The 21,971-nt window shown below is 71.4% G+C and carries 20 protein-coding genes; 5 read left to right on the top strand and 15 right to left on the bottom strand.

What is annotated here, in order from left to right; genetic code table 11:
• Nucleotides 1-34: 34 nt before the first annotated feature.
• Nucleotides 35-634 carry a TetR/AcrR family transcriptional regulator gene (locus N8J89_RS13875; protein WP_283664757.1) on the top strand — a complete coding sequence of 200 codons (600 nt, stop codon included), beginning with the start codon at nucleotides 35-37 and terminating at the stop codon, nucleotides 632-634.
• Here N8J89_RS13875 and mobA read toward each other — a convergent pair.
• Together mobA and N8J89_RS13865 are read right to left on the bottom strand one after the other, a co-directional pair.
• Nucleotides 622-1,191 (bottom strand): molybdenum cofactor guanylyltransferase, encoded by a 570-nt coding sequence (gene mobA, locus N8J89_RS13870; protein ID WP_283664756.1) that lies wholly within the window; start codon nucleotides 1,189-1,191, stop codon nucleotides 622-624. The genes N8J89_RS13875 and mobA overlap by 13 nt on opposite strands.
• A 9-nt stretch (nucleotides 1,192-1,200) precedes the next feature.
• Nucleotides 1,201-1,632 carry a MarR family winged helix-turn-helix transcriptional regulator gene (locus N8J89_RS13865; protein ID WP_283664755.1) on the bottom strand — a complete coding sequence of 144 codons (432 nt, stop codon included), beginning with the start codon at nucleotides 1,630-1,632 and terminating at the stop codon, nucleotides 1,201-1,203.
• A gap of 134 nt (nucleotides 1,633-1,766) precedes the next feature.
• Here N8J89_RS13865 and N8J89_RS13860 point away from each other — a divergent pair, with 134 nt between their 5' ends.
• Complete coding sequence (locus tag N8J89_RS13860; protein ID WP_283664754.1) at nucleotides 1,767-2,318, top strand: flavodoxin family protein; 552 nt, start codon at nucleotides 1,767-1,769, stop codon at nucleotides 2,316-2,318.
• Between the two features lie 53 nt (nucleotides 2,319-2,371).
• On the opposite strand, the gene N8J89_RS13855 is transcribed toward N8J89_RS13860, so the two are convergent.
• Genes N8J89_RS13855 through N8J89_RS13835 form a run of 5 tightly spaced genes read right to left on the bottom strand, consistent with a single transcriptional unit; the run spans nucleotide 2,372 to nucleotide 8,377 of the window.
• Nucleotides 2,372-2,914 (bottom strand): hypothetical protein, encoded by a 543-nt coding sequence (locus tag N8J89_RS13855; RefSeq protein ID WP_283664753.1) that lies wholly within the window; start codon nucleotides 2,912-2,914, stop codon nucleotides 2,372-2,374.
• 32 nt (nucleotides 2,915-2,946) lie between these two features.
• Complete coding sequence (locus N8J89_RS13850; RefSeq protein WP_283664752.1) at nucleotides 2,947-5,469, bottom strand: NACHT domain-containing protein; 2,523 nt, start codon at nucleotides 5,467-5,469, stop codon at nucleotides 2,947-2,949.
• Between the two features lie 25 nt (nucleotides 5,470-5,494).
• Nucleotides 5,495-6,847, bottom strand: coding sequence for a dipeptidase (locus N8J89_RS13845; RefSeq protein ID WP_283664751.1), 1,353 nt, complete (start codon nucleotides 6,845-6,847; stop codon nucleotides 5,495-5,497).
• Nucleotides 6,844-7,653, bottom strand: coding sequence for an arginase family protein (locus tag N8J89_RS13840; protein WP_283664750.1), 810 nt, complete (start codon nucleotides 7,651-7,653; stop codon nucleotides 6,844-6,846). Before N8J89_RS13840 ends, N8J89_RS13845 begins: the two co-directional genes overlap by 4 nt.
• A complete protein-coding gene (locus N8J89_RS13835) occupies nucleotides 7,646-8,377 on the bottom strand; it encodes a GntR family transcriptional regulator (protein WP_283664749.1) in 732 nt (243 codons plus the stop codon). Before N8J89_RS13835 ends, N8J89_RS13840 begins: the two co-directional genes overlap by 8 nt.
• Before the next feature lie 93 nt (nucleotides 8,378-8,470).
• Between N8J89_RS13835 and N8J89_RS13830 the strand changes: the two genes are divergently transcribed.
• Nucleotides 8,471-8,863, top strand: a complete 393-nt coding sequence (locus tag N8J89_RS13830) for a RidA family protein (protein ID WP_283664748.1) — start codon at nucleotides 8,471-8,473, stop codon at nucleotides 8,861-8,863.
• Between the two features lie 67 nt (nucleotides 8,864-8,930).
• Entirely contained in the window at nucleotides 8,931-9,884 is a 954-nt protein-coding gene (locus tag N8J89_RS13825) for a DMT family transporter (RefSeq protein WP_283664747.1), read from the top strand.
• Here the strand turns inward: N8J89_RS13825 and N8J89_RS13820 are convergent.
• The 7 genes from N8J89_RS13820 to N8J89_RS13790 form a co-directional block, all read right to left on the bottom strand.
• A complete protein-coding gene (locus N8J89_RS13820) occupies nucleotides 9,844-10,734 on the bottom strand; it encodes an SDR family NAD(P)-dependent oxidoreductase (protein WP_283664746.1) in 891 nt (296 codons plus the stop codon). The two genes, N8J89_RS13825 and N8J89_RS13820, sit on opposite strands and share 41 nt — an antisense overlap.
• Nucleotides 10,735-10,753: 19 nt before the next feature.
• Nucleotides 10,754-12,172 carry a rifampin monooxygenase gene (rox, locus tag N8J89_RS13815; RefSeq protein WP_283664745.1) on the bottom strand — a complete coding sequence of 473 codons (1,419 nt, stop codon included), beginning with the start codon at nucleotides 12,170-12,172 and terminating at the stop codon, nucleotides 10,754-10,756.
• Nucleotides 12,173-12,360: 188 nt separating this feature from the next.
• Entirely contained in the window at nucleotides 12,361-13,719 is a 1,359-nt protein-coding gene (locus N8J89_RS13810) for an NlpC/P60 family protein (RefSeq protein WP_283664744.1), read from the bottom strand.
• A gap of 288 nt (nucleotides 13,720-14,007) precedes the next feature.
• On the bottom strand, nucleotides 14,008-15,546 hold the full coding sequence (locus N8J89_RS13805) for an AMP-binding protein (RefSeq protein WP_283664743.1): 1,539 nt from the start codon (nucleotides 15,544-15,546) through the stop codon (nucleotides 14,008-14,010).
• 153 nt (nucleotides 15,547-15,699) lie between these two features.
• Complete coding sequence (locus tag N8J89_RS13800; protein ID WP_283664742.1) at nucleotides 15,700-16,053, bottom strand: VOC family protein; 354 nt, start codon at nucleotides 16,051-16,053, stop codon at nucleotides 15,700-15,702.
• A 16-nt stretch (nucleotides 16,054-16,069) separates the two neighbouring features.
• Nucleotides 16,070-16,723 (bottom strand): hypothetical protein, encoded by a 654-nt coding sequence (locus tag N8J89_RS13795; protein ID WP_283664741.1) that lies wholly within the window; start codon nucleotides 16,721-16,723, stop codon nucleotides 16,070-16,072.
• The gene (locus N8J89_RS13790; RefSeq protein ID WP_283664740.1) at nucleotides 16,720-17,439 is read right to left on the bottom strand and encodes an ATP-binding cassette domain-containing protein; all 720 of its coding nucleotides are present in this window, start codon (nucleotides 17,437-17,439) and stop codon (nucleotides 16,720-16,722) included. Before N8J89_RS13790 ends, N8J89_RS13795 begins: the two co-directional genes overlap by 4 nt.
• 191 nt (nucleotides 17,440-17,630) lie before the next feature.
• Here N8J89_RS13790 and acnA point away from each other — a divergent pair, with 191 nt between their 5' ends.
• A complete protein-coding gene (acnA, locus tag N8J89_RS13785) occupies nucleotides 17,631-20,387 on the top strand; it encodes an aconitate hydratase AcnA (RefSeq protein WP_283664739.1) in 2,757 nt (918 codons plus the stop codon).
• A gap of 726 nt (nucleotides 20,388-21,113) precedes the next feature.
• On the opposite strand, the gene N8J89_RS13780 is transcribed toward acnA, so the two are convergent.
• Nucleotides 21,114-21,965 carry a glutamate ABC transporter substrate-binding protein gene (locus N8J89_RS13780; protein ID WP_283664738.1) on the bottom strand — a complete coding sequence of 284 codons (852 nt, stop codon included), beginning with the start codon at nucleotides 21,963-21,965 and terminating at the stop codon, nucleotides 21,114-21,116.
• Nucleotides 21,966-21,971 lie beyond the last annotated feature (6 nt).

Raw genomic sequence — 21,971 nt, 5'->3', positions numbered from 1 at the left:
GTCGGCGGTGCGCGGGGTGGGGCAGACTGTGCGGGTGCCACCCCAGAACGAGCAGCGCAAGAAGCACCTCGCGGACGCCGCGATCGACGTGCTGGCCCGCGAGGGCGGCCATGGCCTGACCCACCGGACGGTGGACAAGGAGGCCGGGGTGCCCACCGGCACGACCTCGAACTACTTCCGCACCAGGGACGCGCTGTGGTCGGCGGTGGCGCACCGGGTGGCCGAGCGGCACTGGGAGATCATCAGCACCATCGAGGGCTTCCCGGAGAAGATGGCCACGCCGATCGAGGCCTCCGAGGCGATCAGCCTGATGCTGACCGGACTGGAGGAGGAGGGCCGGATCTTCAACCTGGCCATGCTGGAGCTGAACCTGGAGGCGATCCGGCGACCGGGCCTGCGGCCGACTCTGCACGAGCTCAACGAGCTGGTCACCAAACAGATGGGGATCAACCACCGGCTCCAGTCGTTGCCGGATGACCGGGAGACCCTGGACATGATCGGGATCTTCCTGCGCGGCTTGCAGCTGAGCATGCTGATGCCCTGGAGCCTGGGCCAGGCCTACGATCCCTCGAAGCTGATCGAGCGCGCCTACGGGGCCATGCTGGCCAGCGCGCCACCGCCTCAGCCGGAATGACCCGCCCGCCAGGCGGCCAGGTCCTCGGGCGTGTCCACGTCGCGCCCCTCCCGCACCACCGCGGGCACCTCGACGACGTCAAGACCACCGAACACCGCGCGCAGCGGCGCGTCGGCCAGCTCGGCAGGCATCGCCGCGCGCAACGCGGCCAGCCGCCACACCCCGGTGAGCCACTGCTGCCGCCCGTCGGCCACCAGCACCGCGCCGTCCACACCGTCCACATCGGACAGTGCAGAGCACAGGCGAGACACCGTGGCGGCGGTGACACCCGGCTGGTCGGCGGCCAGCACCGCCACCAGACCGTCTACTTCGGACAGTGATGCCAGTCCGGCCCCCAGTGCCGCGAGCGGCCCCGATCCGACTGGTACCTCACGTGTCCAGGACACCGGACGGCTGACCGTCCGTTGTGGACCGACCACGACCACCCGCTCCGCCGCCGCGACGGCGGCCAGCGCATGGTCGAGCAGGCTGCGCCCGCCGAGCAGCAGCCCCGGTTTGTCCACGCCGCGCATCCGGCTCGCCCTTCCCCCGGCGAGCACCACGGCCGTCAAGCGCACGTCCACCGCTCAGTTCGCCGCCCGCAGCGCGGCCACCGCGTCGGCCAGGTCGGGATCGTTGGCAGCCTTGTCCAGCGCGGCGCTGAGCGTCTCCCGGTAGACCGGTTCGGCCAGGGCCTGCCGCTGCCTGCCCTCGGGGGTGAGCATCGAGTACACGCCCCTGCGGTCGTTCTCGCAGGGGTCGCGCACGGTCAGCCCGGCCTCCTCCAGCCGCGCCACCAGCCGGGACACCGAACTCTGGTTGAGTCCGATGGCGTCGGCGAGCACCTGCATGCGCAGGCTGCACCCGTCCACCTCGGCCAGCCTGCTCAGCGCCCGGTACTCGGTCAGCCCGAGCCCGAACCGCCGTTGCAGGGCCTTGGCCAGCTCCTGCTCGATCCGCCCGTGCAGGGTGATCACCCTGCGCCAGGCCGGTTCGTCCACCGCGTCCCGCGCGGTCACTGTGTTCTCCGCTGTCACTGTTGACCCCACAACCACGCCCCTTGACCGGAGCCTACCTCCGGTGCCAGTATCCCCGTCAGAAGTACATGTAGGTGCATGCATCTACTCTATCCCCTAGAAAGGTCCCCCTTCTCATGCGCTCGTTCCTGTTCCTGCTCGGCAGCACGCGCCAAGGTGGTAACACAGAGACATTGGCACGTAACGCAGCGGAAAATCTCCCTACGAACGTCGAGCAACAGTGGCTCAACCTGGCCGCGCTGCCCCTTCCGGAGTACGTGGACCGCCGCCATGCGCCCGGCAATCGTCTGCATCCCGCCCCGATCGGCACCGAACGCCAGCTGCTGGACGCGACTTTGGCCGCCACCGACATCGTGATCGCCTCGCCCACCTACTGGTACTCGGTGTCCACCCCGACCAAGCGCTACCTCGACTACTGGAGCGACTGGTTCGACATCGAGGAGCTCGGTTTCAAGGGCCGGATGGCTGGCAAACGGCTCTGGGTGATCACCGCGCTGAGCGAGGAGCCGCACCAGGCGGACGCGCTGATCGACCAGCTGAAGCGGTCGGCGGCGTACTTGAAGATGGAGTTCGCGGGGGCGCTGACCGGGAACGGGAGCAAGCCGGACGACGTGCTGGCCGACACCGAGGCGATGAACAACGCGAAGGTCTTCTTCGCCTCGGTGTGAGCTGGTGAACTGGGGGTTTGCCCGCTCTCAACGGGGAGAGCGGGCAACACAGCTCAGAGGTAGCTGATCCGCACGCCAGGTCCCAGCTCGTCCAGGCCGAGGTAGCCCCCGCCCGGATCCAACCGCAACCGGAGCTCCCGACCGGCAAGCGCGCGCAGGTCGAGCAGCGCCTGGTGTTCTCGGATCTCCACAATCCGCAACGGCAACCCTGCCAGCACTTCCAGGCTTTCGAGGGCGAACTCGTCGATGATCAGTGTCTGCAAGTTGGGCGTCAGATCCGGCAGCCGGTGCAGCACTTCGGCACCGGTCCTGGACAGCAGCAACTGCCGGAGGCTCGGCCAGGGCCGCTCGGACGTGGAGTCCAGGGTCGCCTCTCGCCAGAGGTTCAAGCGCCACAACGAGATCAGCTCGTCCAGCGGGGAATAGTCCTCGATCCGTCCCAGGTGGTCCAGGGACAGGGTCTGCAGGCCGCGCAGCTCCCGAACGAAACCAAGGTCTGGCATGCGCACGGTGCTGAACAGGGCCAAGTCGGCCAGGCAGGGCAACTGGCACAGCACCTCGGTCCGGCGGTAGTCGGCGGCGGCGAACAGCTCCACCGTGTGCAGCAGCGGGTGTTCGAGCAGGGGTGTCAGCTCGACGGCCTCGGCCGGCAGGTTGAGCCTGACCGCGGTGAGACACGGCAGGCCCGCGATGACGTCCAGGGACGCCCGGCGGCCGGCCCACAGGACGGGTCCAGGCTGCGCAGGTTGGTCAGCCGGTCCACGTAGGGCAGCAGGTGTTCGTCACGGACCCGGATGTGCCCGTCCCGCAACGGAGCCCCGGCCAGCACCTCCTCCGCATACCGCGCGGGCTCGAAGTAGCGCCAGGCCGCGGCCAGCTCCTCCTGCACCCTGGGCCGCGGGTCGGCCGCGTACCCGCGCAGCAGCCGCAGCCCGTCCTCGTTCTCGGTGAACGCCGCCGCCCGCACGGTGGCCGCCGCCGAGGCCTCGGACAGATCGTCCACAGTAGACGGGAAGTAGCGCAGCACCCGGTGCCCGATCGCGGCCAGCGAACCAGCCTCGCGGACGCTGCGCGGCGGCACCAGGTGCGTCTCGATCAGCGTGTCCACCCGCGCGCGGACCGCGGGATCCAGCTCCTCCACCGTTTCCAGGCAGGCCGCGGCGAGCAGGCGGAGGTGGCGGGCGCGGCGGGGTTCGGTGTCGGCGCGGTCCAGGATCTCGGTGAGCAGGGTGTCGGCCTGGGTGCGTTTGGCGTGGCCGCAGGCCATCACGATGGTCTCCCACCAGACGTCCAGGTGCGCCTGGGAGACCAGCTTCTCGATCCGGCCCTGCTCGGTGGCCTCGCTGGCGGCCAGGTACTCCTGGAAGGTGCGGTGCACGAAGTCGACCTTGCCGGGCACCGGTTCGCGCAGCACCCCGCTGCGCTCCAGCAGGTGGTCCAGGATCTCTCCCGCCGGGTCGGTGACGTTGGGCATGGCCAGCAGCTTGCGGGCCACGTGCTCCTCGGCGCGGGCCCGGTCCAGCTCGATCCGGTTGGCCTCGGTGAGCCGCCAGGCCATGTCCCGCAACAGGACCCGCTTGCGGCTGACGTCCAGCAGACCCGCGATGCCGCGTTTGAGGTCCCTGGTCTCCAGCAGCATCTCCAGCGCGCGGCGGTAGAGCTCCATCCGGTTCCGCGGCAGTTCGCTGACCTGGTCCAGGTTCAGCGCGCACAACATGGCGCACAGCAACGGGTTCGCGGCCAGCACCCGCAGGTGCGGGCGGCTGGCGAGCTGGTTGAGCAGGCGGCGCTGGGCACCGGGCAGTTCGGCCGGGTCGCCGGGCAGGCTGTGCGCGCGCTGGGCGGCCTCGTGCCAGCGGGCCACGAACCGGGTGATGTCCTCCCGGTTCATCGGTTCCAGGGTGACCGCGGTGAAACCCTCGGCGGCCAGCCACTTCGCCTCGGCCGCGGCGGGGCGGGCGGTGACCACCATGCGGGCCTTGGGGAACTCGCGGGCCAGCTCGGACAGCCAGGCGTGCACCTGCGGGCGGCGGTTCGGCGGCACCTCGTCCACCCCGTCGACCAGCAGCAGCGCGCTGCCCTCGTCCAGGCGGCGGTGCGTCCACAGCTCGGGCATCTCCGCCGAGCGCGCCGGCCAGGCGTCCTGGAGGAACTGCTCGGGGCGCGGCAGCTCGCCGGTGGCGTGGCCGCGCAGGCGGATCACGAAGGGCACGCAGGAGTTCCAGTCCGCGAGCTGCTCGGTGAAGGCGGAGCGGGCCGCGGTGACCGCGAGCCAGTGCAGCAGCGTGGTCTTGCCCGAACCCGCCTCGCCGCGCACGAACGCGCGGTCCGCGCCACCGAGCGCGGCCTCCACCCGGCCGCTGCTGGTGCCGCTGTCCCCGGTCTCGGCGAACCAGTGCCGGTCGGGGCGGCGGCGGGTGGCTCGGCTGTGCCGGTCCAGCACGCTGGCCACGCTCAGGCTCAGGTAGGCCGTGCTCAGCGCCAGCTTCGGCTGTTCGTGGGCGGCCAGGCCGAGCAGCGTCACACTGTCCAATGTGGACTCGATGTGCCGGAGGTAGGCGGCGGTGAACTCGGCGTCGTGGCCGGTGCCGCGCGGGGCGTGCAGGGTGGAGCGCGGCACCCTGGCCAGCAGCTCGTCCAGCTGGGCGGTCTGCGCGGTGAGCCGGGACAGCGTCTCGGCCAGCGCGCGCGGCGGCAGCGCGGGCAGGTGCTGGATGACCTGGGCCAGGTAGCGGCAGGACTGGTCCAGCGCGATGTCGTAGAGCTGGCCCGCGGGTTCGGCCAGGCCGGCCGGTGGCGGGCAGACCGAGCGGACGTGCGCGGCGAGCTTGTCGCCGTCGGCGTCGGTGGCGAAGACCAGCTCGTCGCTCAGCTCGACCTCGGCCAGCGCGTCGCCCGCACCGGCGAGGGCGGCGGCGACCTCGTGCTCCGGCAGGGACCTGAACCGGGTCTCCAGCACCAGTTCCAGGCGTTCGGCGACCTGGCCGCCGACGTTGCCGAGCAGCCGCTCCAGCTTGTTGCGCTGGATGGGACTGGCCAGTTCCTCGGCGGCCAGCTCGGCGAGGGTGGCGCTGCGCTGCCTGCGGGCCCGGTGGCGGCGCAGCCAGGCGGTCACCGCCTTCTCAGCGATGATCTTGCCGAGGTCGAGCACTTCCAGCCCACTGATGACGGCCTCCCTAGCTGCTCAGCGCCTCGGCAACGTACTTGAGCAGCAGGGCCTCGGCTACGCACACCCGCTGGAACTCGCCCAGATGGAGGCTTTCGTCTGGGCCGTGTGCCGCGGACTGCGGATCTTCGACACCGGTGACGAGTATTGCCGCCTGTGGGAACAGTTCCTGGAAGGTGGCGATGAACGGGATCGAGCCGCCGATACCGATGTCGACCGGCGGGGTGCCGTCCCAGGCGGCGGTGAAGGCGGCCCGGGCGGCGGTGTACACCGGGCCGGTCGCGTCGATCACGCAGGGCTGACCGCAGGACTCCAGCGTGACCTCGACGTGTGCCCCCCACGGCACGTGTTCCTCCAGGTGGGCGCGGATCGCCGCATACACCGACCTGGCATCCTCGCCCGGCCCCACCCGTGCGCTGATCTTGGCTTTCGCGGTGGGCTGGAGGGCGTAGGCCGCCTCGGACGTCCGGGGCGCGTCGATGCCCAGGATCGAGATGGCCGTCTTGGCCCAGATCCGGTCGGTGATCGTGCCGCTGCCGATCAGCCGGACCCCGTCGAGGAGGCCCGCCTCCTGCCGGAACCGGTCCTCGGGGTAGTCGACGCCAGCCCCCGCACGTCCGGTCAGGCCATCGACCGCGACCTCGCCCTCCTCGTTGTGCAGCGTCGACAGCAGCCGGGCGAGCACCATCAGCGCATCCGGCACCGCGCCGCCGAACATGCCGCTGTGCACCGCGCTCCTGAGCACCCGGACCTCGGCGGACAGGTCGACCATGCCGCGCAGCGAGGTGGTCAGCGCGGGCTGCCCGATCGCCCAGTTGCCGGAGTCGGCGATCACGATCACCTCGCAGCGCGGTTCCTCGAGGTGCGCCGCGATGATGTCGCCGAGCGAGGCGGAGCCGGACTCCTCCTCCCCCTCGACGAAGACCACCACGCCGACCGGCAGCTCATCGCCGAACGCGCGCAGGGCGGCCACGTGCGCCAGCACACCGGCCTTGTCATCGGCGGCGCCCCGGCCGTAGAGCCTGCCGTCCCGCTCGACCGGCTGGAACGGGTCGCTGGTCCAGAGCGCGGGGTCGCCGGCCGGCTGCACGTCGTGGTGCGCGTAGAGCAGGACCGTCGGCGCGCCGGGCGGGGCGGCCCGGCGGCCGATCACCGCCGGCTGGCCGCCGGCCCGCACGATCCGCGTGTCGAGGCCGCAGCCGCGCAGCAACCCGGCCACGGCCTCCGCCGACCGCTCGACCTGCGCGTGGTCGAAGCCCTCGAAGGCGATGCCGGGGATCCGGACCAGCCGCTCCAGGTCGGCGCGGACCCCGGGCATCTCCCGCGCGATCGCGGCCCGCAGCTCGGTCTCGGTCAAGCTCATCCGGCCGGCTCGCGCCAGGTCAGCTCCGCGCCGAGTGCCCGGGTGAGCCGGTCGATCGTGTCCCGGGTGGCGGGGTCGCCGACGTGCTCGGGGAGCCAGGCGCAGGCGAGGTAGGCGGCCACCACGTCGGCGGTGGCGCAGATCGCGGCCAGGCATTCCTCGATCCGGTTGAGGGAGGGTCCGGGGCCGGAGGGGAAGCGCGCGCCGGGCAACTGCGCGCCGTCGACGACGTCGATGTCGAGGTGCAGGTAGACCGGGATGGGGCCGAGGTCGCCGAGGGCGGCGGTGATGGCGGCCGGGTCGGCGGGGACGCGGCGGACCTGGCTGGTGGTGAGGGCGTCGTCTTCGGCGGGGTCGAGGTCGCGGGCGTCGGCGAGGACGACGCTGGTGTCCGGGATGGGCCGCAGGTCGAGGGGGTCGTCGAAGAGACCGGGGGTCCGGCCGGTCAGCATGGCCAGTGCCATGCCGCCGATATAGCCGCTGGCCGTGATGGCTGGGGTGTTGAAGTCGCCATGGGCGTCGAGCCACACCACGGCCAGGTCCTGGTGGCGGCGCTGGATCCCGGCCACCGCCGCGCGGGCGGTGGGGCAGTCGCCGGAGAGGACCAGGGGCCTGGCGGCCTGCGCCACCACGTCGGCGGCCGCCTGGTGCAGCCGGTTCATCCGGGCGGCGACGGGGCCTTCGGGAAGTGCCGGGGGAATGACCTCGGTCGCGCCGACCGGGACGGGGAAGGCCGGGATGTGCTCATCGAGGTGCCAGGGCGTGACGATCAGGTCCCAGGCGCCACCGGTGCTGTGGTCAGTCATGCGATGCCTCTGCTTCTTCGCGATGAGTGGGTTGCCGGCGCTGGGCGAGCAGGTCGAGCAGCCGTTGCAGCTCGGCGGTGCCCGCGTCCAGGTGCGCGGTGAGTTCTGCCCTGGCCTCTTCCGGACTGCCGTGCAGCGCGTCCAGGAGCCTGCGGTGGTCGTCCGCGGTGCGGCCGAGCTCACGGCTGGCGCCCTCGGCCAGCGCCAGGGCCAGGCGCTGCTCCTGCTGGAGCTGTCCGTAGAAGCGCTGGAGGCGGGGGCTGGCGGTGGCCGCGACCAGGGTGGCGTGGAAGAGCCGGTCACCCTCGAGCACGGCGGCGGTGTCACCGCGGTCGAAGGCGCGTTCGATGTCGTCGACCAGGTCGGCGAGCTCCGCGTAGACCGCCGGGTCCCGGTGTGCGGTGAGGGCGTCGGCCGCGACCAGCTCCACGGCGGCGCGGGCGGCGTAGATGTCGGCGACGTCCGGCCCGGTGATGTCCGCGACGACGATGCCGCGGTTCATCTGGTAGCGGACCAGGCCCTCGGCTTCCAGGGTCCGGGCGGCCTCGCGCACGGTGCTGCGGGACACGCCCAGCTCGGCGGCGAGGGCGGTCTCGCGCAGCGGCGTGCCCGGCAGCAGCCGGCCGGACAGGATGGCCTGCCGGACGGCGTCGACGGCCTGCTCGGTGGTGCTCTGCCGCTGGATGCTCGCGCCCAGGCCCGCGATCGGGTTCGTCACGGTCACCGGCCTCCCCTTGATGCTTCCGTCTACTGAGAGCAAGACTGCCATATTGTCCGACAATCCGGCAACCAGCGACTGAGAGCGGGCGGCACGCCAATGACCATCGAGATCATCCAGCCAGACGGCCTGGACACCCCGGAGACGTACAGCCACGTCGTCATCGCGACGGGCAGTCGCCTGGTGTTCGTCGCCGGGCAGATGTCCGACGACTCCCGAGGCGACCTGGTTCATCCCGGGGATCTGGCCGCACAGGCCCGGCAGGTCTTCGCCAACCTCGGTCGCGCCCTCGCCGCCGCGGGCGCGCGGCCGGATCAGGTCACCAAGATCACGATCTACGTGGTCGGGCACCGCGGGGAGTACCTGCCCGTCATCGAGCGGGCCAGGGCCGGCCTCTTTGGCGACCACAAACCCACCGACGTCCTGCTCGGGGTGGAGACCCTCGCCGCTCCCGGTTACCTGATCGAAGTGGACGCGATAGCGGTCATCTAGGGGCGCATGGCGGAAATCCGCGCGACCTGGCGGTCCCGGTCGGTCAGACTCGGCGTACGTGACAGTTGTGGAGATCAGATCGCGGCGGGTGCTGGCGCTGGCGGCGACCGTGGCCGCCGGGGTCGGGCTGGCCGGGCAGGCCCGGTTGAACGGGGAGTTCGGCGCGCGGCTCGGTGACGGGATCGGCGCCTCGCTGCTGACCACCGCCATGGGCATGGTCGTGCTGCTGGCGCTGGTGCCCGCGTTCCCGGCCGGACGGCGGGGCATCCGGCGGCTGCGGACGGCGGTGCGCGAAGGGCAGTTGCGCTGGTGGCACTGCCTCGGCGGGATCAGCGGCGCGCTGATCGTCGGCGGCCAGGGGATCACGGTGACCTCGCTGGGCGTCGCGCTGTTCACGGTGGCGATCGTGGCCGGCACCGCGGGCGGCAGCCTGGCCGCGGACCGGTGGGGGCTCGGGCCGGGCGGGGTGCGGCCGGTGACCGCGGCGCGGCTGGGCGGCGCGGCGCTGTGCGTGCTGGCGGTGGTGATCGCCGGGGCGGACCGGATCGGCGGCGCGAGCACCCTGGCGCTGGTGGCGTTGCCGCTGCTGGCGGGGGTGACGGGGGCGGTGCAGTCGGCGTTCAACGGCCGGGTGGCCGCGGCCGCGGGCTCGCCGTGGCCGGCCACCATGGTGAACTTCGTGGTGGCCACGGCGACCCTGGCGGTGCTGCTGCTGGCCGGGTTCGCCGTGCGCGGGCTGCCCACCGGCGGGTTCCCGGCCGAGCCGTGGTTCTACCTGGCCGGGCTGATCGGGATCGGCGTGGTGGCGGTGGCCACCCTGGCCGTCGGCGAGATCGGGGTGCTGGTCTACGGGCTGGCCAGCGTGGCGGGGCAGTTGCTCGGGGCGATCGCCCTGGACCTGGTGACCGGGCCGCAGCCCACGGTCGCGACCTGGGCCGGGGCCGGGCTGACGCTGGTCGCGGTGCTGCTGGCGGCGCGGGTCAACCGAAGTCCGGCGCCAGACCGGTCAGCTCCACGCTGAGGTCCCACACCCGGGCCGCCGCTTCGAGGTCGGCCAGTGGCCCGCGCACCGGTTCCGCCCTGGGCGCGCCGCGGAGGCCGAACACCCTCGGCCCCCACAGCTGCCCGCCGCGCACCGCGGGATCGAGCACCGCCCTGACCGCGACCCTGGCCGCCTTGTCCTTGCCGTGCAACATGATCCCGGCGGGCAGGCCGAGCAGCCGCTGACCGGTGCCGCGCACGTGCACCGGCGGGCGGGACGGGGTCAGCGAGTCCAGCGCGCCGCCGGGGTGGGTGACCACGCTGAGCACGGGGCTGCCGGTGGCGCGCAGGCGGCGGTCCAGCTCGAAGCCGAAGAGCATCTGCGCCAGCTTGGACCGGGCGTAGGTGCGTTTGGGCTGGTAGTCGCGGGTGCTGTGCGGGTCGTCGAAGTCGAAGGTCTCGGACTTGGCGGTGAAGCTGCCGGTGGTGATCACCCTGGCGGCCGGGGCGGCGGAGAGCAGCGGGGCGAGCAGGGCGGTGAGCGCGAAGTGGCCGAGGTGGTTGGTGCCGAACATCAGCTCGTGGCCCTGCGGGGTCTCCTGCCGCGGCGGGTCGTCGAGCAGCACCCCGGCGTTGTGCACCACCGCGTCCAGCCGGTCCAGCCCCAGGCCGTCCACAGTGGACTTGATCGAGGGCAGGTCGGCCAGGTCGAGCGGAACCTGGCCGACCTCGGCATCGGGCACCCGCGCGCGCAGGGCGGACAGCGCGGCCTCGGCCTTGGCCGGGCTGCGACTGCCGATCAGCACGGCGCACCCGGCAGCCGCTAGCTGTTCGGCGACGAAGTACCCGATGCCCGCGTTGCCCCCGGTGACCAGGACGGTGAACGACATCCCGCCAAGCTAGCCGACCTCACTCGACGGGCTTGCCGAACCAGCGGGCGAGTTGCTGGTCCAGATCCTGCTGGTCGTGGCCGATCCAGGACACGTGGCCGTCGGGGCGCAGCAGCACGCACGGCACGTCCAGCGCCGCGGTGGGATCGGCGAGGTGGTCCACCCGGTCCGACCAGCCGCCGACGGTCAGGCGTTCGGTGCGGTCCAGCAGCAGGCCGCGGCCGCGGTGCAGCAACCCGTAGAGGGTGCCCGGTGCCAGCTCGATGTCGGGCAGGCGGCGGCCGAGCAGGTCGGGGCCCTCGCCGAAGTCGTAGCGGATGCCGATCGCGGTGATCTTCTCGATCAGGTGGCGGTTCACCTCGTTGAAGTCCAGCAACTCGGTGAGCAGCCTGCGCATTGCCCGCGCACCCGGTTCGGTGGCGGAGAGCGCCAGCTGGGCGCGGGTGTTGTCCAGCACGTCCGCGGCCACCGGATGACGTTCGGCCTGGTAGGTGTCCAGCAGAGTCTCCGGCGCCCAGCCGCGGACCTGCGCGGCCAGTTTCCAGCCGAGGTTGACCGCGTCCTGCACACCGAGGTTGAGGCCCTGGCCGCCGATGGGCGGGTGGATGTGCGCCGCGTCGCCTGCCAGCAGCACCCGCCCGACGCGATACCGCTCGGCCAGCCGGGTGGCATCGCCGAAGCGGGACAGCCAGCGCGGGGAGTGCACGCCGAAATCGGTGCCCGCGATGGCGCGCAGCCCCTGCCGGAAGTCCTCCAGGGTGGGCGGTTCCGCGCTGACTCCCACGGCGGGCACCACCACGCGGTAGACCTCGTCGCCGAAGGGACTCAGGCTGAAACTCTTGTTGGCCTCATGGATCACGGCCGCCTTGGCGGCGATCTCCTCCTGCGGCACACCCACTTCCAGCTCGCCCATCAGCGTCTCGGTCCGCGAGGGCTCGCCGGGGAAGCCGACGCCGAGCAGCTTGCGCACCGTGCTGCGCGCGCCGTCACAGCCGACGAGGTAGCGCGTCCGCAGCTTTTCACCGTCGGCCAGCTCGACGGTCACGCCCTCCTCGTCCTGCTCCAGACCGGCCACCGCGCAACCACGGCGGACCTGCGCGCCCAGCTGGACCGCGTGTTCTTCCAGGAGCTGGACGATGACCGGCTGCGGGATGCCCAGCAGATAGGCGTGCGCGGAGTCCAGGCCTCGCGGCACGGGTTTGTTGATGGCGGCGAAGAAACCGGCGGCCGGACGCTGTCTTCCGTGTGGCAGCAGGCGGTCCAGCAGTCCGCGCATCGCCATCAGCTCAAGACTGCGGATGTGCAGGCCGACGATGCGGACGAAGGAGGTGGGCTCGGTGTCCCGCTCCAGGACGAGTACCCGCACATCGTGCAGCCGCAGCTCGGCGGCCAGCATCGCGCCGGTCGGCCCGCAGCCGGCGATGATCACGTCGAACATGGTGTTGCCCTTCGGGAGTGCCTTGGTGGCGGCGCTCCCGGCGACACCTACGTCAGTCGCCAGACCGGGACGGGAAGGGGGAGCACCCACATCGCTACAGCGGTCATGGGTCTCACCTCCTCGGGCGGTGTCGCGGTCGGCCGCAAGCTACAAGCCCGCGCACCGTCCCGTCGAACTCTTTTCCCGGACTAGACCAGGCGCACCGCGTACGGCATCAGGCCGCCGTAGCGCACCGGCGAGATCCGCACCCGCGCGCCGGAGTGCGGGGCCTCCACCATCCGCCCGCCGCCCAGGTACATCGCCACGTGGTGGATGCGGCCGTTGGTGGCCCAGAACAGCATGTCGCCGGCGGCCATCTGGGACAGCGGCACCTTGCGGCCGTAGTTGTACTGGTAGCCGCTGTAGTGCGGCAGGTTGACGCCGATCCCGGCGTAGGCGTAGATCATCAGGCCGGAGCAGTCGAAGCCGACCTTGCGGTAGTCGCCGAAGGAGTCGGCCACGCCGCCGTCGCGGATGCCGCGGGTCGGGCCGGAGCCGTTGCCGCCGCCCCAGGCGTAGATCACGCCGAGCTGGGAGAGTGCGCGGTTGATCGCGGTCTGCACGCCGCGACCGGGCGCGGGGGCGACCGTGGGCCGGGCCGCGGTCTGCGGGCGGGCGGCCGGGCGGTTCTGCGCGGCGGCGGCCGCGGCGGCCTTGCGGGCCTCCTCGGCCTCGCGGCGCTGCCGCTCCTCCTCCTCGCGCTTCTTGGCCGCCAGCCAGTCCTCGTAGCGCTGCCGCTGACCGTGCAGGCCGGAGACGTGGTCGCGCGCCTCGAACAGCTGCTTCTCCACCGCGACCCTGGTGGCCTCGATCTCGTTGGCCCGCTGCTCCTGGGTGCTGCCCGCCTGCACGGCGATGGCCTGGGCCGCGTCGGCGACCCGCTTGGCCTGCTCGGCGGCATTCTGCTTGGCCTCGGCGGCCTCCAGCGCCTTGCGGGCCATGGAGTCCTTGTTCGCCTTGTCCGTGCGCGCCCGGCGCATGACCTCCAGCACGTCGGCCTGCGAGCCGCTGATCAGCTCCAGCATCTCGGAGCGGTCCAGCACCTCCTGCGGGCCCTTGGCGGTCAGCAGCGCGCCGGTGGTGTCCAGCAGGTTGCCGTTCTGGTAGGTCGCGGCGGCGAAGGCGTCGGCCTTGGCGCGCAGGTCCTCCACCGACTTGGCGGCGGCGTCGGCCTCGGCGCGGGCGCCCCTGGCCTCGGCCTTGGCCCGGTCCGCGGCCTCCTGCGCGGCCTCCAGGTCGACCAGGGCCTTCATCGCCTCTTCGCGGCGCAGCTCCACATCGGCCATCAGCTCGGCCAGGCGGGCTTCGGCGCGGCTGAGCTCGTTGGTGAGCCTGCCGACCTCGCCCGCCTTGGAGTCGACCTGGGCGCGGCCGTTGCGGATGTCGGCGTCGCTCGGGTTGGGCGGTGGCGGCGGCACGGCCGCGCCCACGCCGGGCGTGCCGGCCAGCAGCACACCCGCGATCGCGGTCGTCACAAACCCCAGAACCAGGTTCCGTCGCGTCGGCATCACGCCCACCTCCGAACCTTTCCTCCGCCGGTCGCGCTCAGCCGACAACGCCCGCTCGGCCTACACGCCGGGTACCGAACGGCAGCGGTCGGACACGCTGAGCAACTGTCGCATTTCGTCCCACCAGTCGCCAGTGATCTCAGCATGAACACGCGCCTCATCCCTCACACGTGTCACATTTACTGGGGACACTGTCGCCCGAAAGAGGCATTCAGCACACGCGCCGTGCACAAAAAAGCTCGGGGCACGCGAGGTGCCCCGAGCTGCGGAAACGATTCGGTAAACGGTCTAGTTCACTTTGCGGTCCAAACCGGTCCAGTAGGGTTCGCGGAGCTTGAACTTCTGGATTTTCCCGGTCGCCGTACGCGGTATGGACTGACGGAACTCGACCGTCGTCGGCGCCTTGTACCCGGCGAGCTTCTCCTTGCAGTGCGCGATGATCTCGGCCTCGCTGACCTGCGCGCCCTCGTTCACCACGACCAGCGCCTTGATCGTTTCGCCCCATTTGTCATCCGGCACCCCGATGACCGCCACCTCAGCCACGGACGGGTGACTGAACACGCAGTCCTCGACCTCGATGGAGGACACGTTCTCCCCGCCGGTGATGATCACGTCCTTCTTCCGGTCGGAGATGCTGAGGTGGCCCTCCTCGTCCAGCGTGCCGCCGTCGCCGGTGTGGAACCAGCCACCCTCCAGGGCCGCCTCGGTGGCCGCCGGGTTCTCCCAGTACCCGGCGAGCACGGTGTTGCCGCGGGCCAGCACCTCGCCGGTGTCGGAGATCTTCAGGCGCACGCCGATGCCGGGCGCGCCCGCGCGGGAGAGCTTGCGGGCCCGCTCCTCGGCGGGCAGGCCGAGGTCGGCGGGGCGGGTGCGGTTGAAGGTGAGGAACGGGGAGGTCTCGGTGAGGCCGTAGAGCTGCTGGAAGCTCCAGCCCAGCTCCTCCTCGATGCGGGCGATGGTCCGGGTGGGCGGCGGCGCGCCCGCGCACACGATGCGCACCCGGTCCCGGCCGGGGATCTCACCGTCGGACTCCTGCGCGGCGTCCAGCACCAGGTTCCACACCGCCGGCGCTCCGCAGGCCAGGGTGACGCCGTGCTGCTCGACCCGGCGCAGGATCTCCGCGCCGTCGACCTTGCGCAGCACCACCTGCGGCACGCCGAGGCCGGTGGCGGCGAAGGGCATGCCCCAGCCGTTGCAGTGGAACATGGGCAGGGTGTGCAGGTAGACGTCGCGTTCCCAGACCCTGGCGTGCAGGCCGAAGGTCATCGCGTTGATCCAGATGTTGCGGTGGGTCATCTGCACGCCCTTGGGGCGGGCGGTGGTGCCCGAGGTGTAGTTGATGGTGGCGGTGGCGTCCTCGTCCGGCGCGGCCCACGGGCGCGGCTCGGTGCCGAAGCGCATCACCTCGGTCTCGGTCTCTTCGCCGAGGATGTGTTTGTGCGGCGCGGAGATCCCGCTCAGCGCGGGGGCCAGCTCGGGGTCGACCAGCAGCACCGAGGCGCCGCTGTGGCCGACGATGTACTCGATCTCCTCCGGCCGCAGCCGGAAGTTCACCGGCACGCAGATCCGCCCGCTGGCCGGGACGGCGTGCAGCAGCTCCAGCAGCCGGGCCGAGTTGTGGCTGACCACGGCCACGCGTTCGCCCTCGCCCACCCCGAGCCGGTCCAGCCCGGCCTGCCAGGCCCGCGCCCGGCGGGCCAGTTCGCCATAGGTGGTCGTCGGCACCGCCGCGGCCGGTTGGCTGGGTTCGTCGATCACCGCGGTGCTGGTGGGAAAGACGGTCTCCGCCCGGTCGAGGAAGTCGGCGACGGTCAACGGTACCCGCATCGTTGAGGCTCCTCCGGTTCGTCCGAATGGGCACAGACGGTAGTCAGCGGGGGTGCCCGGTGTCAGCTCGCCTGATCCCCCTGCTGGGTGACGCAGCGGCGGGTGTGCGGCTGGCGGCGGCAAGCGGTCGGGCGGGTGGCGGCCCGCCCCGGCTCAGCCGGCCAGGAACTCCAGGCGGTTGCCCACCGGGTCGGTGGTGTGGAAGCGGTCCCGGCCCGGGATCTCGGCCGGGTCGGCCCACTTCACCTGGTGGCCGGCCCCGGTGAGGGTGGCGGCCAGGGCGTGCACGTCGGTGACGAAGGCCGGGTGCGCCTTGGCCGAGGGGCGGAAGCCCTCCTCGGCGCCGATGTGCAGTTCGCCGCCGCCGGGCACGGCGAACCAGCAGCCGCCGCGGGCGGCCAGCAGCGGCGGCTTGGGGATCTCGGTCCAGCCGAGCACGCCGCTGTAGTAGGCGCGCATGCGGTCCTCGCAGCCGGGCGGGCCGGCCAGTTGCACGTGGTGGATCATCGCGGTGCTCCTTGTCTCACAGTCGTGTGCGGCCGATGGCGTAGACCAGGGCGGCCGTGGCGGCGAGCAGTCCGGCGGACAGGGCGAGGTTGCCGGTGAGCGCGGCCAGCGCGTGGCTGCCGTCGCTGCCCTCCAGCAGGGTCATCAGGTTGCCGATCGGCGGCACCCGGCCGAGGAAGACGACCAGGACCACGCCGAGCAGGATGGTGCTGACCGCGTGCACCGGGCGGTGCAGCAGCGGCCGGGCGCACAGCAGGCCGACCGCCACGCCGAGCAGGCCACTGCCCAGGTGCGCCAGCGCGCCGGCCAGCAGCAGGCTCGGTGGCTGCGGGCGCGGGTTGACCAGCAGCGGGACCAGCAGGGCCAGCGCGGTGAGCAGCAGCAGGGCCAGCACCGACAGTGCCAGCAGCGCGGCCAGCACCCGGCCCCAGCCGCGCGCGGTGACCAGGGTGACCTGGCGGGCGATGGGGTCCTCCGCGTTGGCGATGACCATGGTCAGCGCGGCCGCGACCGGGTAGATGACCAGCGCGGTGCCCTGGTAGGCCGACAGCGGCGGGCCGGGGTCGCCGCTGTTGAGCATGGCCAGCACCGCCAGGAACAGCAGCGCGGGCAGGAAGAAGACCTGCGAGCGCAGCAGGTCGGCGGCCAGGTAGCGGAGCAGCGCGGTCATCGGGTGACCTCCGAGCCGCCGAGCTCGCGGGCGGTGGCACGCAGCGCGTCGGCCGCGCGCGCGGGCACCCGCAGGGTCAGCTCGACCAGGTCCTCCGGCAGGGTGTCGTGCACCCGGATCCGGCCCTGCGCGATCTCCACCAGGCGGTCCCGGCGGATGAGCTCGTGGTGCTCCTCGTGATCGATGAGCAGCACGGCGGCCCCGCGCGCGGCCTCCTCGGCCAGCAGCTCGCCCAGCACCCCGGCGGCGGTGGTGTCCAGGCCGGTCCACGGCTCGTCCAGCACCAGCAGGCCGACCGGCGCGAGCAGCGCCTGGGCCAGCGCGATCTTCTGCGTGTTGCCCTTGGACAGCCGGTTCATCGGCTCGTCCGGCTCCCCGGCGAAGGCCAGCCTGGTGAGCAGCTCCGTCAGCCGGGCCTCGGTGGCCGCGCGGGACTGGCCACGGACCGCGCCGAGGTGTCGGAGGTAGCCGATCGGGGAAAGCCGCAGGTGTGCCGGAAAGCGTTCGGGCACGTAGCCCACCTGGGCCGGTCTACCGCGCACCCGGCCCAGGCTGGGCTGACACACCCCGGCCACGACTCGCAGCAGGGTGGACTTGCCGGAGCCGTTGCGGCCGCGCACCACGGTGGTCTGCCCAGCGGTCAGCGCCAGGTCGACCTCGGCGAGCACCAGCGGGCCGCGCCCGTAGCGCTTGCCCACTCCCTCCAGACGCAGCATCCCCAGTCCCTTCGCGTCCCGGTGTGTCCGGTGACACGTGCCAGCTAACCCGACACGCGCCACCCCCGGTTGAACGTGAATATAGGACAAGCGTACTGTTAGAGCCAGGAGGGCACGGCGGCGCGCTCGGCTCGGGTGCGCAAGACTCGCCCTCGTTCCCGAACTTGCACCGCCGCGAGATGGAGTTGCACGTGACCGCACCCGTGAGCAAGGACAGCTTCGGCGCACGCGGCACGCTGACCGTCGGTGACGCCTCCTACGAGGTGTTCCGGCTCAGCGCCGTGGAGGGCGCCCAGCGCCTGCCGTACAGCCTGAAAATCCTGCTGGAGAACCTGCTGCGCACCGAGGACGGGGCGAACATCACCGCCGACCACGTCCGCGCGCTGGGCAGCTGGGACCCCAAGGCAGACCCCGCCACCGAGATCCAGTTCACCCCGGCCCGGGTGATCATGCAGGACTTCACCGGCGTGCCCTGTGTCGTTGACCTGGCCACCATGCGCGAGGCCGTCACCCAGCTCGGTGGCGACCCCACGAAGGTCAACCCGCTGGCGCCCGCCGAACTGGTGATCGACCACTCGGTGATCGCCGACATCTTCGGCCGCCCGGACGCCTTCGAGCGCAACGTGGACCTGGAGTACCAGCGCAACAAGGAGCGCTACCAGTTCCTGCGCTGGGGCCAGACCGCCTTCGACGAGTTCAAGGTGGTGCCGCCGGGCACCGGCATCGTGCACCAGGTGAACATCGAGCACCTGGCGCGCGTGGTGATGACCCGCAACGGCCAGGCCTACCCGGACACCGTGGTCGGCACCGACAGCCACACCACCATGGTCAACGGCATCGGCGTGCTCGGCTGGGGCGTTGGCGGCATCGAGGCCGAGGCCGCGATGCTGGGCCAGCCGGTCTCGATGCTCATCCCCAGGGTGGTCGGCTTCAAGCTGCACGGTGAGCTGCCCCCCGGCGCCACCGCGACCGACCTGGTGCTGACCATCACCGAGATGCTGCGCAAGCACGGTGTGGTCGGCAAGTTCGTCGAGTTCTACGGCTCCGGCGTGACCGCGGTGCCGCTGGCCAACCGCGCCACCATCGGCAACATGAGCCCGGAGTTCGGCTCCACCGCCGCGATCTTCCCGATCGATGCGGAGACGGTGGACTACCTGCGCCTGACCGGCCGTCCGGCCGAGCAGCTCGCGCTGGTCGAGGCCTACGCCAAGGAGCAGGGCCTCTGGCACGACCCGGCCGTGGAGCCGGAGTACTCCGAGAGCCTGGAGCTGGACCTGTCCACCGTGGTCCCGTCCATCGCGGGCCCGAAGCGGCCGCAGGACCGGATCGCGCTGTCGGAGGCCAAGGAGAAGTTCCACGCCGACATCCGCAACTACGTCGCCGACGAGGACGGCGTGGACGAGGAGCTGGAGGAGAGCTTCCCGGCTTCCGACGCCCCCGCGAGCAACTCCCGCGCCAACGGCGCCCGCCCGCACAAGCCGGTCGCGGTGACCCTGGCCGACGGCACCGAGACGGTGCTGGACCACGGGCACGTGGCGATCGCCTCGATCACCTCCTGCACCAACACGTCCAACCCCTCGGTGATGCTGGGCGCGGCGCTGCTGGCCAAGAACGCGGTGGAGCGGGGCCTGTCCCGCAAGCCGTGGGTGAAGACCTCCCTGGCGCCGGGTTCCAAGGTCGTCATGGACTACTACGAGAAGGCCCAGCTGCTGCCGTACCTGGAGAAGCTCGGCTTCCACCTGGTCGGATACGGCTGCGTGACCTGCATCGGCAACTCCGGCCCGCTGCCGGAGGAGATCTCCAAGGCCATCAACGACAACGACCTGTCGGTGGTCTCGGTGTTGTCGGGCAACCGGAACTTCGAGGGCCGGATCAGCCCCGACATCAAGATGAACTACCTGGCCTCCCCGCCCCTGGTGGTGGCCTACGCCCTCGCGGGCACCATGGACCTGGACCTCAACACCGAGCCGCTGGGCAACGACCAGGACGGCAAGCCGGTGTTCCTGGCCGACATCTGGCCGACCCCGCAGGAGATCCAGGACGTCATCGCGAGCTCCATCAGCTCGGAGATGTTCGTCAAGGACTACGCGGACGTCTTCGCCGGCGACGAGCGCTGGAAGTCCCTGCCCACCCCGACCGGCAAGACCTTCGAGTGGGCCGAGGACTCCACCTACGTCCGCAAGCCCCCGTACTTCGAGGGCATGGAGATGGACCCGAAGCCGGTGACCGACGTCAGCGGCGCCCGGGTGCTGGCCCTGCTGGGCGACTCGGTCACCACCGACCACATCAGCCCCGCCGGTTCCATCAAGCCGGACTCCCCCGCGGGCAAGTACCTCAGCGAGCACGGCGTGGACCGCAAGGACTTCAACAGCTACGGCTCCCGCCGCGGCAACCACGAGGTCATGATCCGCGGCACCTTCGCCAACATCCGCCTGCGCAACCAGCTGCTCAACGACGTCCAGGGCGGCTTCACCCGCAACTTCCTGGCCGACGGCGAGCAGACCACCATCTACGACGCCAGCGTCGCCTACGCCGAGGCAGGCATCCCGCTGGTGGTGCTGGCAGGCAAGGAGTACGGCTCGGGCTCCTCCCGCGACTGGGCCGCCAAGGGCACCAGCCTGCTGGGCGTCCGGGTGGTCATCGCGGAGTCCTTCGAGCGCATCCACCGGTCCAACCTGATCGGCATGGGCGTGCTCCCCCTCCAGTTCCCGGAAGGCCAGACCGCGGCCACCCTGGGCCTGGACGGCACGGAGACCTACGACTTCACCGGCGTCACCGAACTGAACAACGGCACCACACCCCGCACGGTCAAGGTCGTCGCGACCAAGACCAACGGCGACAAGGTCGAGTTCGACGCGGTGGTCCGCATCGACACCCCCGGCGAGGCCGACTACTACCGCAACGGCGGGATCATGCAGTACGTGCTGCGGAAGATGGTCCGCAGCTGAGTGAACCCGTTACCGGGGCTCGGTAACCAGGCTCGGGAACTGGGCGGGCGGGAAGGCCAAAGGTCTTCCCGCCCGCTTTTTCACACTCGCGACCAGGAACCAGCGACGGGGTGGCTTTTCAAACGTCCACCGAAGTCTTGAGGTTCCCCATGCCCGTCAACCTGGAGAAGTCAGACCGCATCCCAGCGAGCAGACGCTCACAGCAACCGCCGCCGAACCCAAGCAGCGCAACGGCGGCTGCTCGCTGGGATGTGGTGTGATTTCGGAGGGTTGACGGGCATGGGGAACCTCAAGACCTGCTTGCGTCTTGGCCTTTGACTTTGACTTTCCCCCCCATGCTTTGATTCCTGCCCGTCCGGCGAGGACGCTCTTGACTTTGATCTTCGTCTGAAACCCCGAAGATCAAAAGAATGTCCTCGCCGGACGGGCAGACCCCCGGAGGGGTTTGACAAGTCAAAAGCCGGGACAAGCAAGTTGCGGGCGGGGTTTGGGTTGCCGGGGCCGGGGCCGGTTCCAGCGTGCTCGCGACCCTCTCGCCTTCTCCGCACAACCTTCCGACCGCGAACCACATCCCCGCGAGCAGCCGCCGTTGCGTGGCCTGGCCTTGGCCCCGGGTCCCCCGGCCTGCGGCCTGTCCCTGCCGGTAGCAGGACCCGCAACCGTCGCCACGCCAGCTCGCCCGCGCCCGGCGGAGGTGAGGCTCCGGCGGACGGCAGGAGGGCGCGCTCAGCGCTCGTTCACCTCCGGGGGCGTGGGCACCGGGTAGCCCGACGGGCCGACGTGCTTGTCCAGGGACTTCTTCCACTCCCCCGAACTGATCATCTTCTCGATCGCGGAGTTGACCTTGCCCTTGCCCGAGACGTCGTCCTTGGCCAGGCCGATCCCGTACCGCTCCGGGTTGAACGGCTTGCCGACCACCTTCAGCAGCTCCGGGTTCTGCGCGGCGTACCCGGCCAGGATGACGTCGTCGGTGGTCACCGCGTCCACGTTGCCCAGCAGCAGTGCGCTGATGCACTCGGAGTAGCGGAAGTACTCCACCAGCTGGGTGCTCTTGGCGAAGCGATCCTTGATGGTCTGCGCCGAGGTGGTGTTCGGCACCGTGCACAGCTTCTTGCCGTTCAACGACTCCGGGCCGGTGATGTCGCTGGTGTTCAAGCGCACCAGCAGTCCCTGCCCGGCGATGAAGTACGGCCCGGCGAAGGCGATCCTGGTCTTGCGCTCCTCGGTGATGGAGAAGGTGGTGACCACCAGGTCCACCGACCCGTCCATGATCGCCTTCTCCCGCTCGCCCGCCCTGGTCTCCTTCCAGGTGATGTTGTCGGCCTGCACGCCGAGCTCGCGGGCCACGTACTCGGCGACGTCGACGTCGAATCCTTCGATCTTGCCTTCCCCCACCCGCTCGGACAGGCCAGGCTGGTCGTAGGCGATGCCGATGGTGAGCTTCTTGGTCTTGGCGGCCCGGTTGACCACCGAGACATCCCTGGTTTCCTCCGGCGCGGACCCGCACCCGGCGACCAGTGCCACCGCCAGTGCGGTGATCGCGGCCGCGCGGAGGCCGAGCCTGCCTGATCTGCGCATCTCCTC

It is taken from the genome of Crossiella sp. CA-258035 (assembly GCF_030064675.1).
Classification (GTDB): Bacteria; Actinomycetota; Actinomycetes; order Mycobacteriales; family Pseudonocardiaceae; genus Crossiella.
This window is presented reverse-complemented; position numbering and strand designations above follow the sequence as displayed.

Coding starts and splice junctions, on each gene's coding strand:
- N8J89_RS13805 (WP_283664743.1), bottom strand. CDS start 15,546: ATGCGGGTACCGTTGACCGTCGCCGACTTCCTCGACCGGGCGGAGACC.
- N8J89_RS13790 (WP_283664740.1), bottom strand. CDS start 17,439: ATGCTGCGTCTGGAGGGAGTGGGCAAGCGCTACGGGCGCGGCCCGCTG.
- rox (WP_283664745.1), bottom strand. CDS start 12,172: ATGTTCGACGTGATCATCGCCGGCTGCGGGCCGACCGGCGCGATGCTG.
- N8J89_RS13800 (WP_283664742.1), bottom strand. CDS start 16,053: ATGATCCACCACGTGCAACTGGCCGGCCCGCCCGGCTGCGAGGACCGC.
- N8J89_RS13810 (WP_283664744.1), bottom strand. CDS start 13,719: ATGCCGACGCGACGGAACCTGGTTCTGGGGTTTGTGACGACCGCGATC.
- N8J89_RS13840 (WP_283664750.1), bottom strand. CDS start 7,653: ATGACTGACCACAGCACCGGTGGCGCCTGGGACCTGATCGTCACGCCC.
- N8J89_RS13795 (WP_283664741.1), bottom strand. CDS start 16,723: ATGACCGCGCTGCTCCGCTACCTGGCCGCCGACCTGCTGCGCTCGCAG.
- N8J89_RS13820 (WP_283664746.1), bottom strand. CDS start 10,734: ATGTCGTTCACCGTCCTGGTCACCGGGGGCAACGCGGGCATCGGGTAC.
- N8J89_RS13845 (WP_283664751.1), bottom strand. CDS start 6,847: ATGAGCTTGACCGAGACCGAGCTGCGGGCCGCGATCGCGCGGGAGATG.
- N8J89_RS13830 (WP_283664748.1), top strand. CDS start 8,471: ATGACCATCGAGATCATCCAGCCAGACGGCCTGGACACCCCGGAGACG.
- N8J89_RS13780 (WP_283664738.1), bottom strand. CDS start 21,965: ATGCGCAGATCAGGCAGGCTCGGCCTCCGCGCGGCCGCGATCACCGCA.
- N8J89_RS13860 (WP_283664754.1), top strand. CDS start 1,767: ATGCGCTCGTTCCTGTTCCTGCTCGGCAGCACGCGCCAAGGTGGTAAC.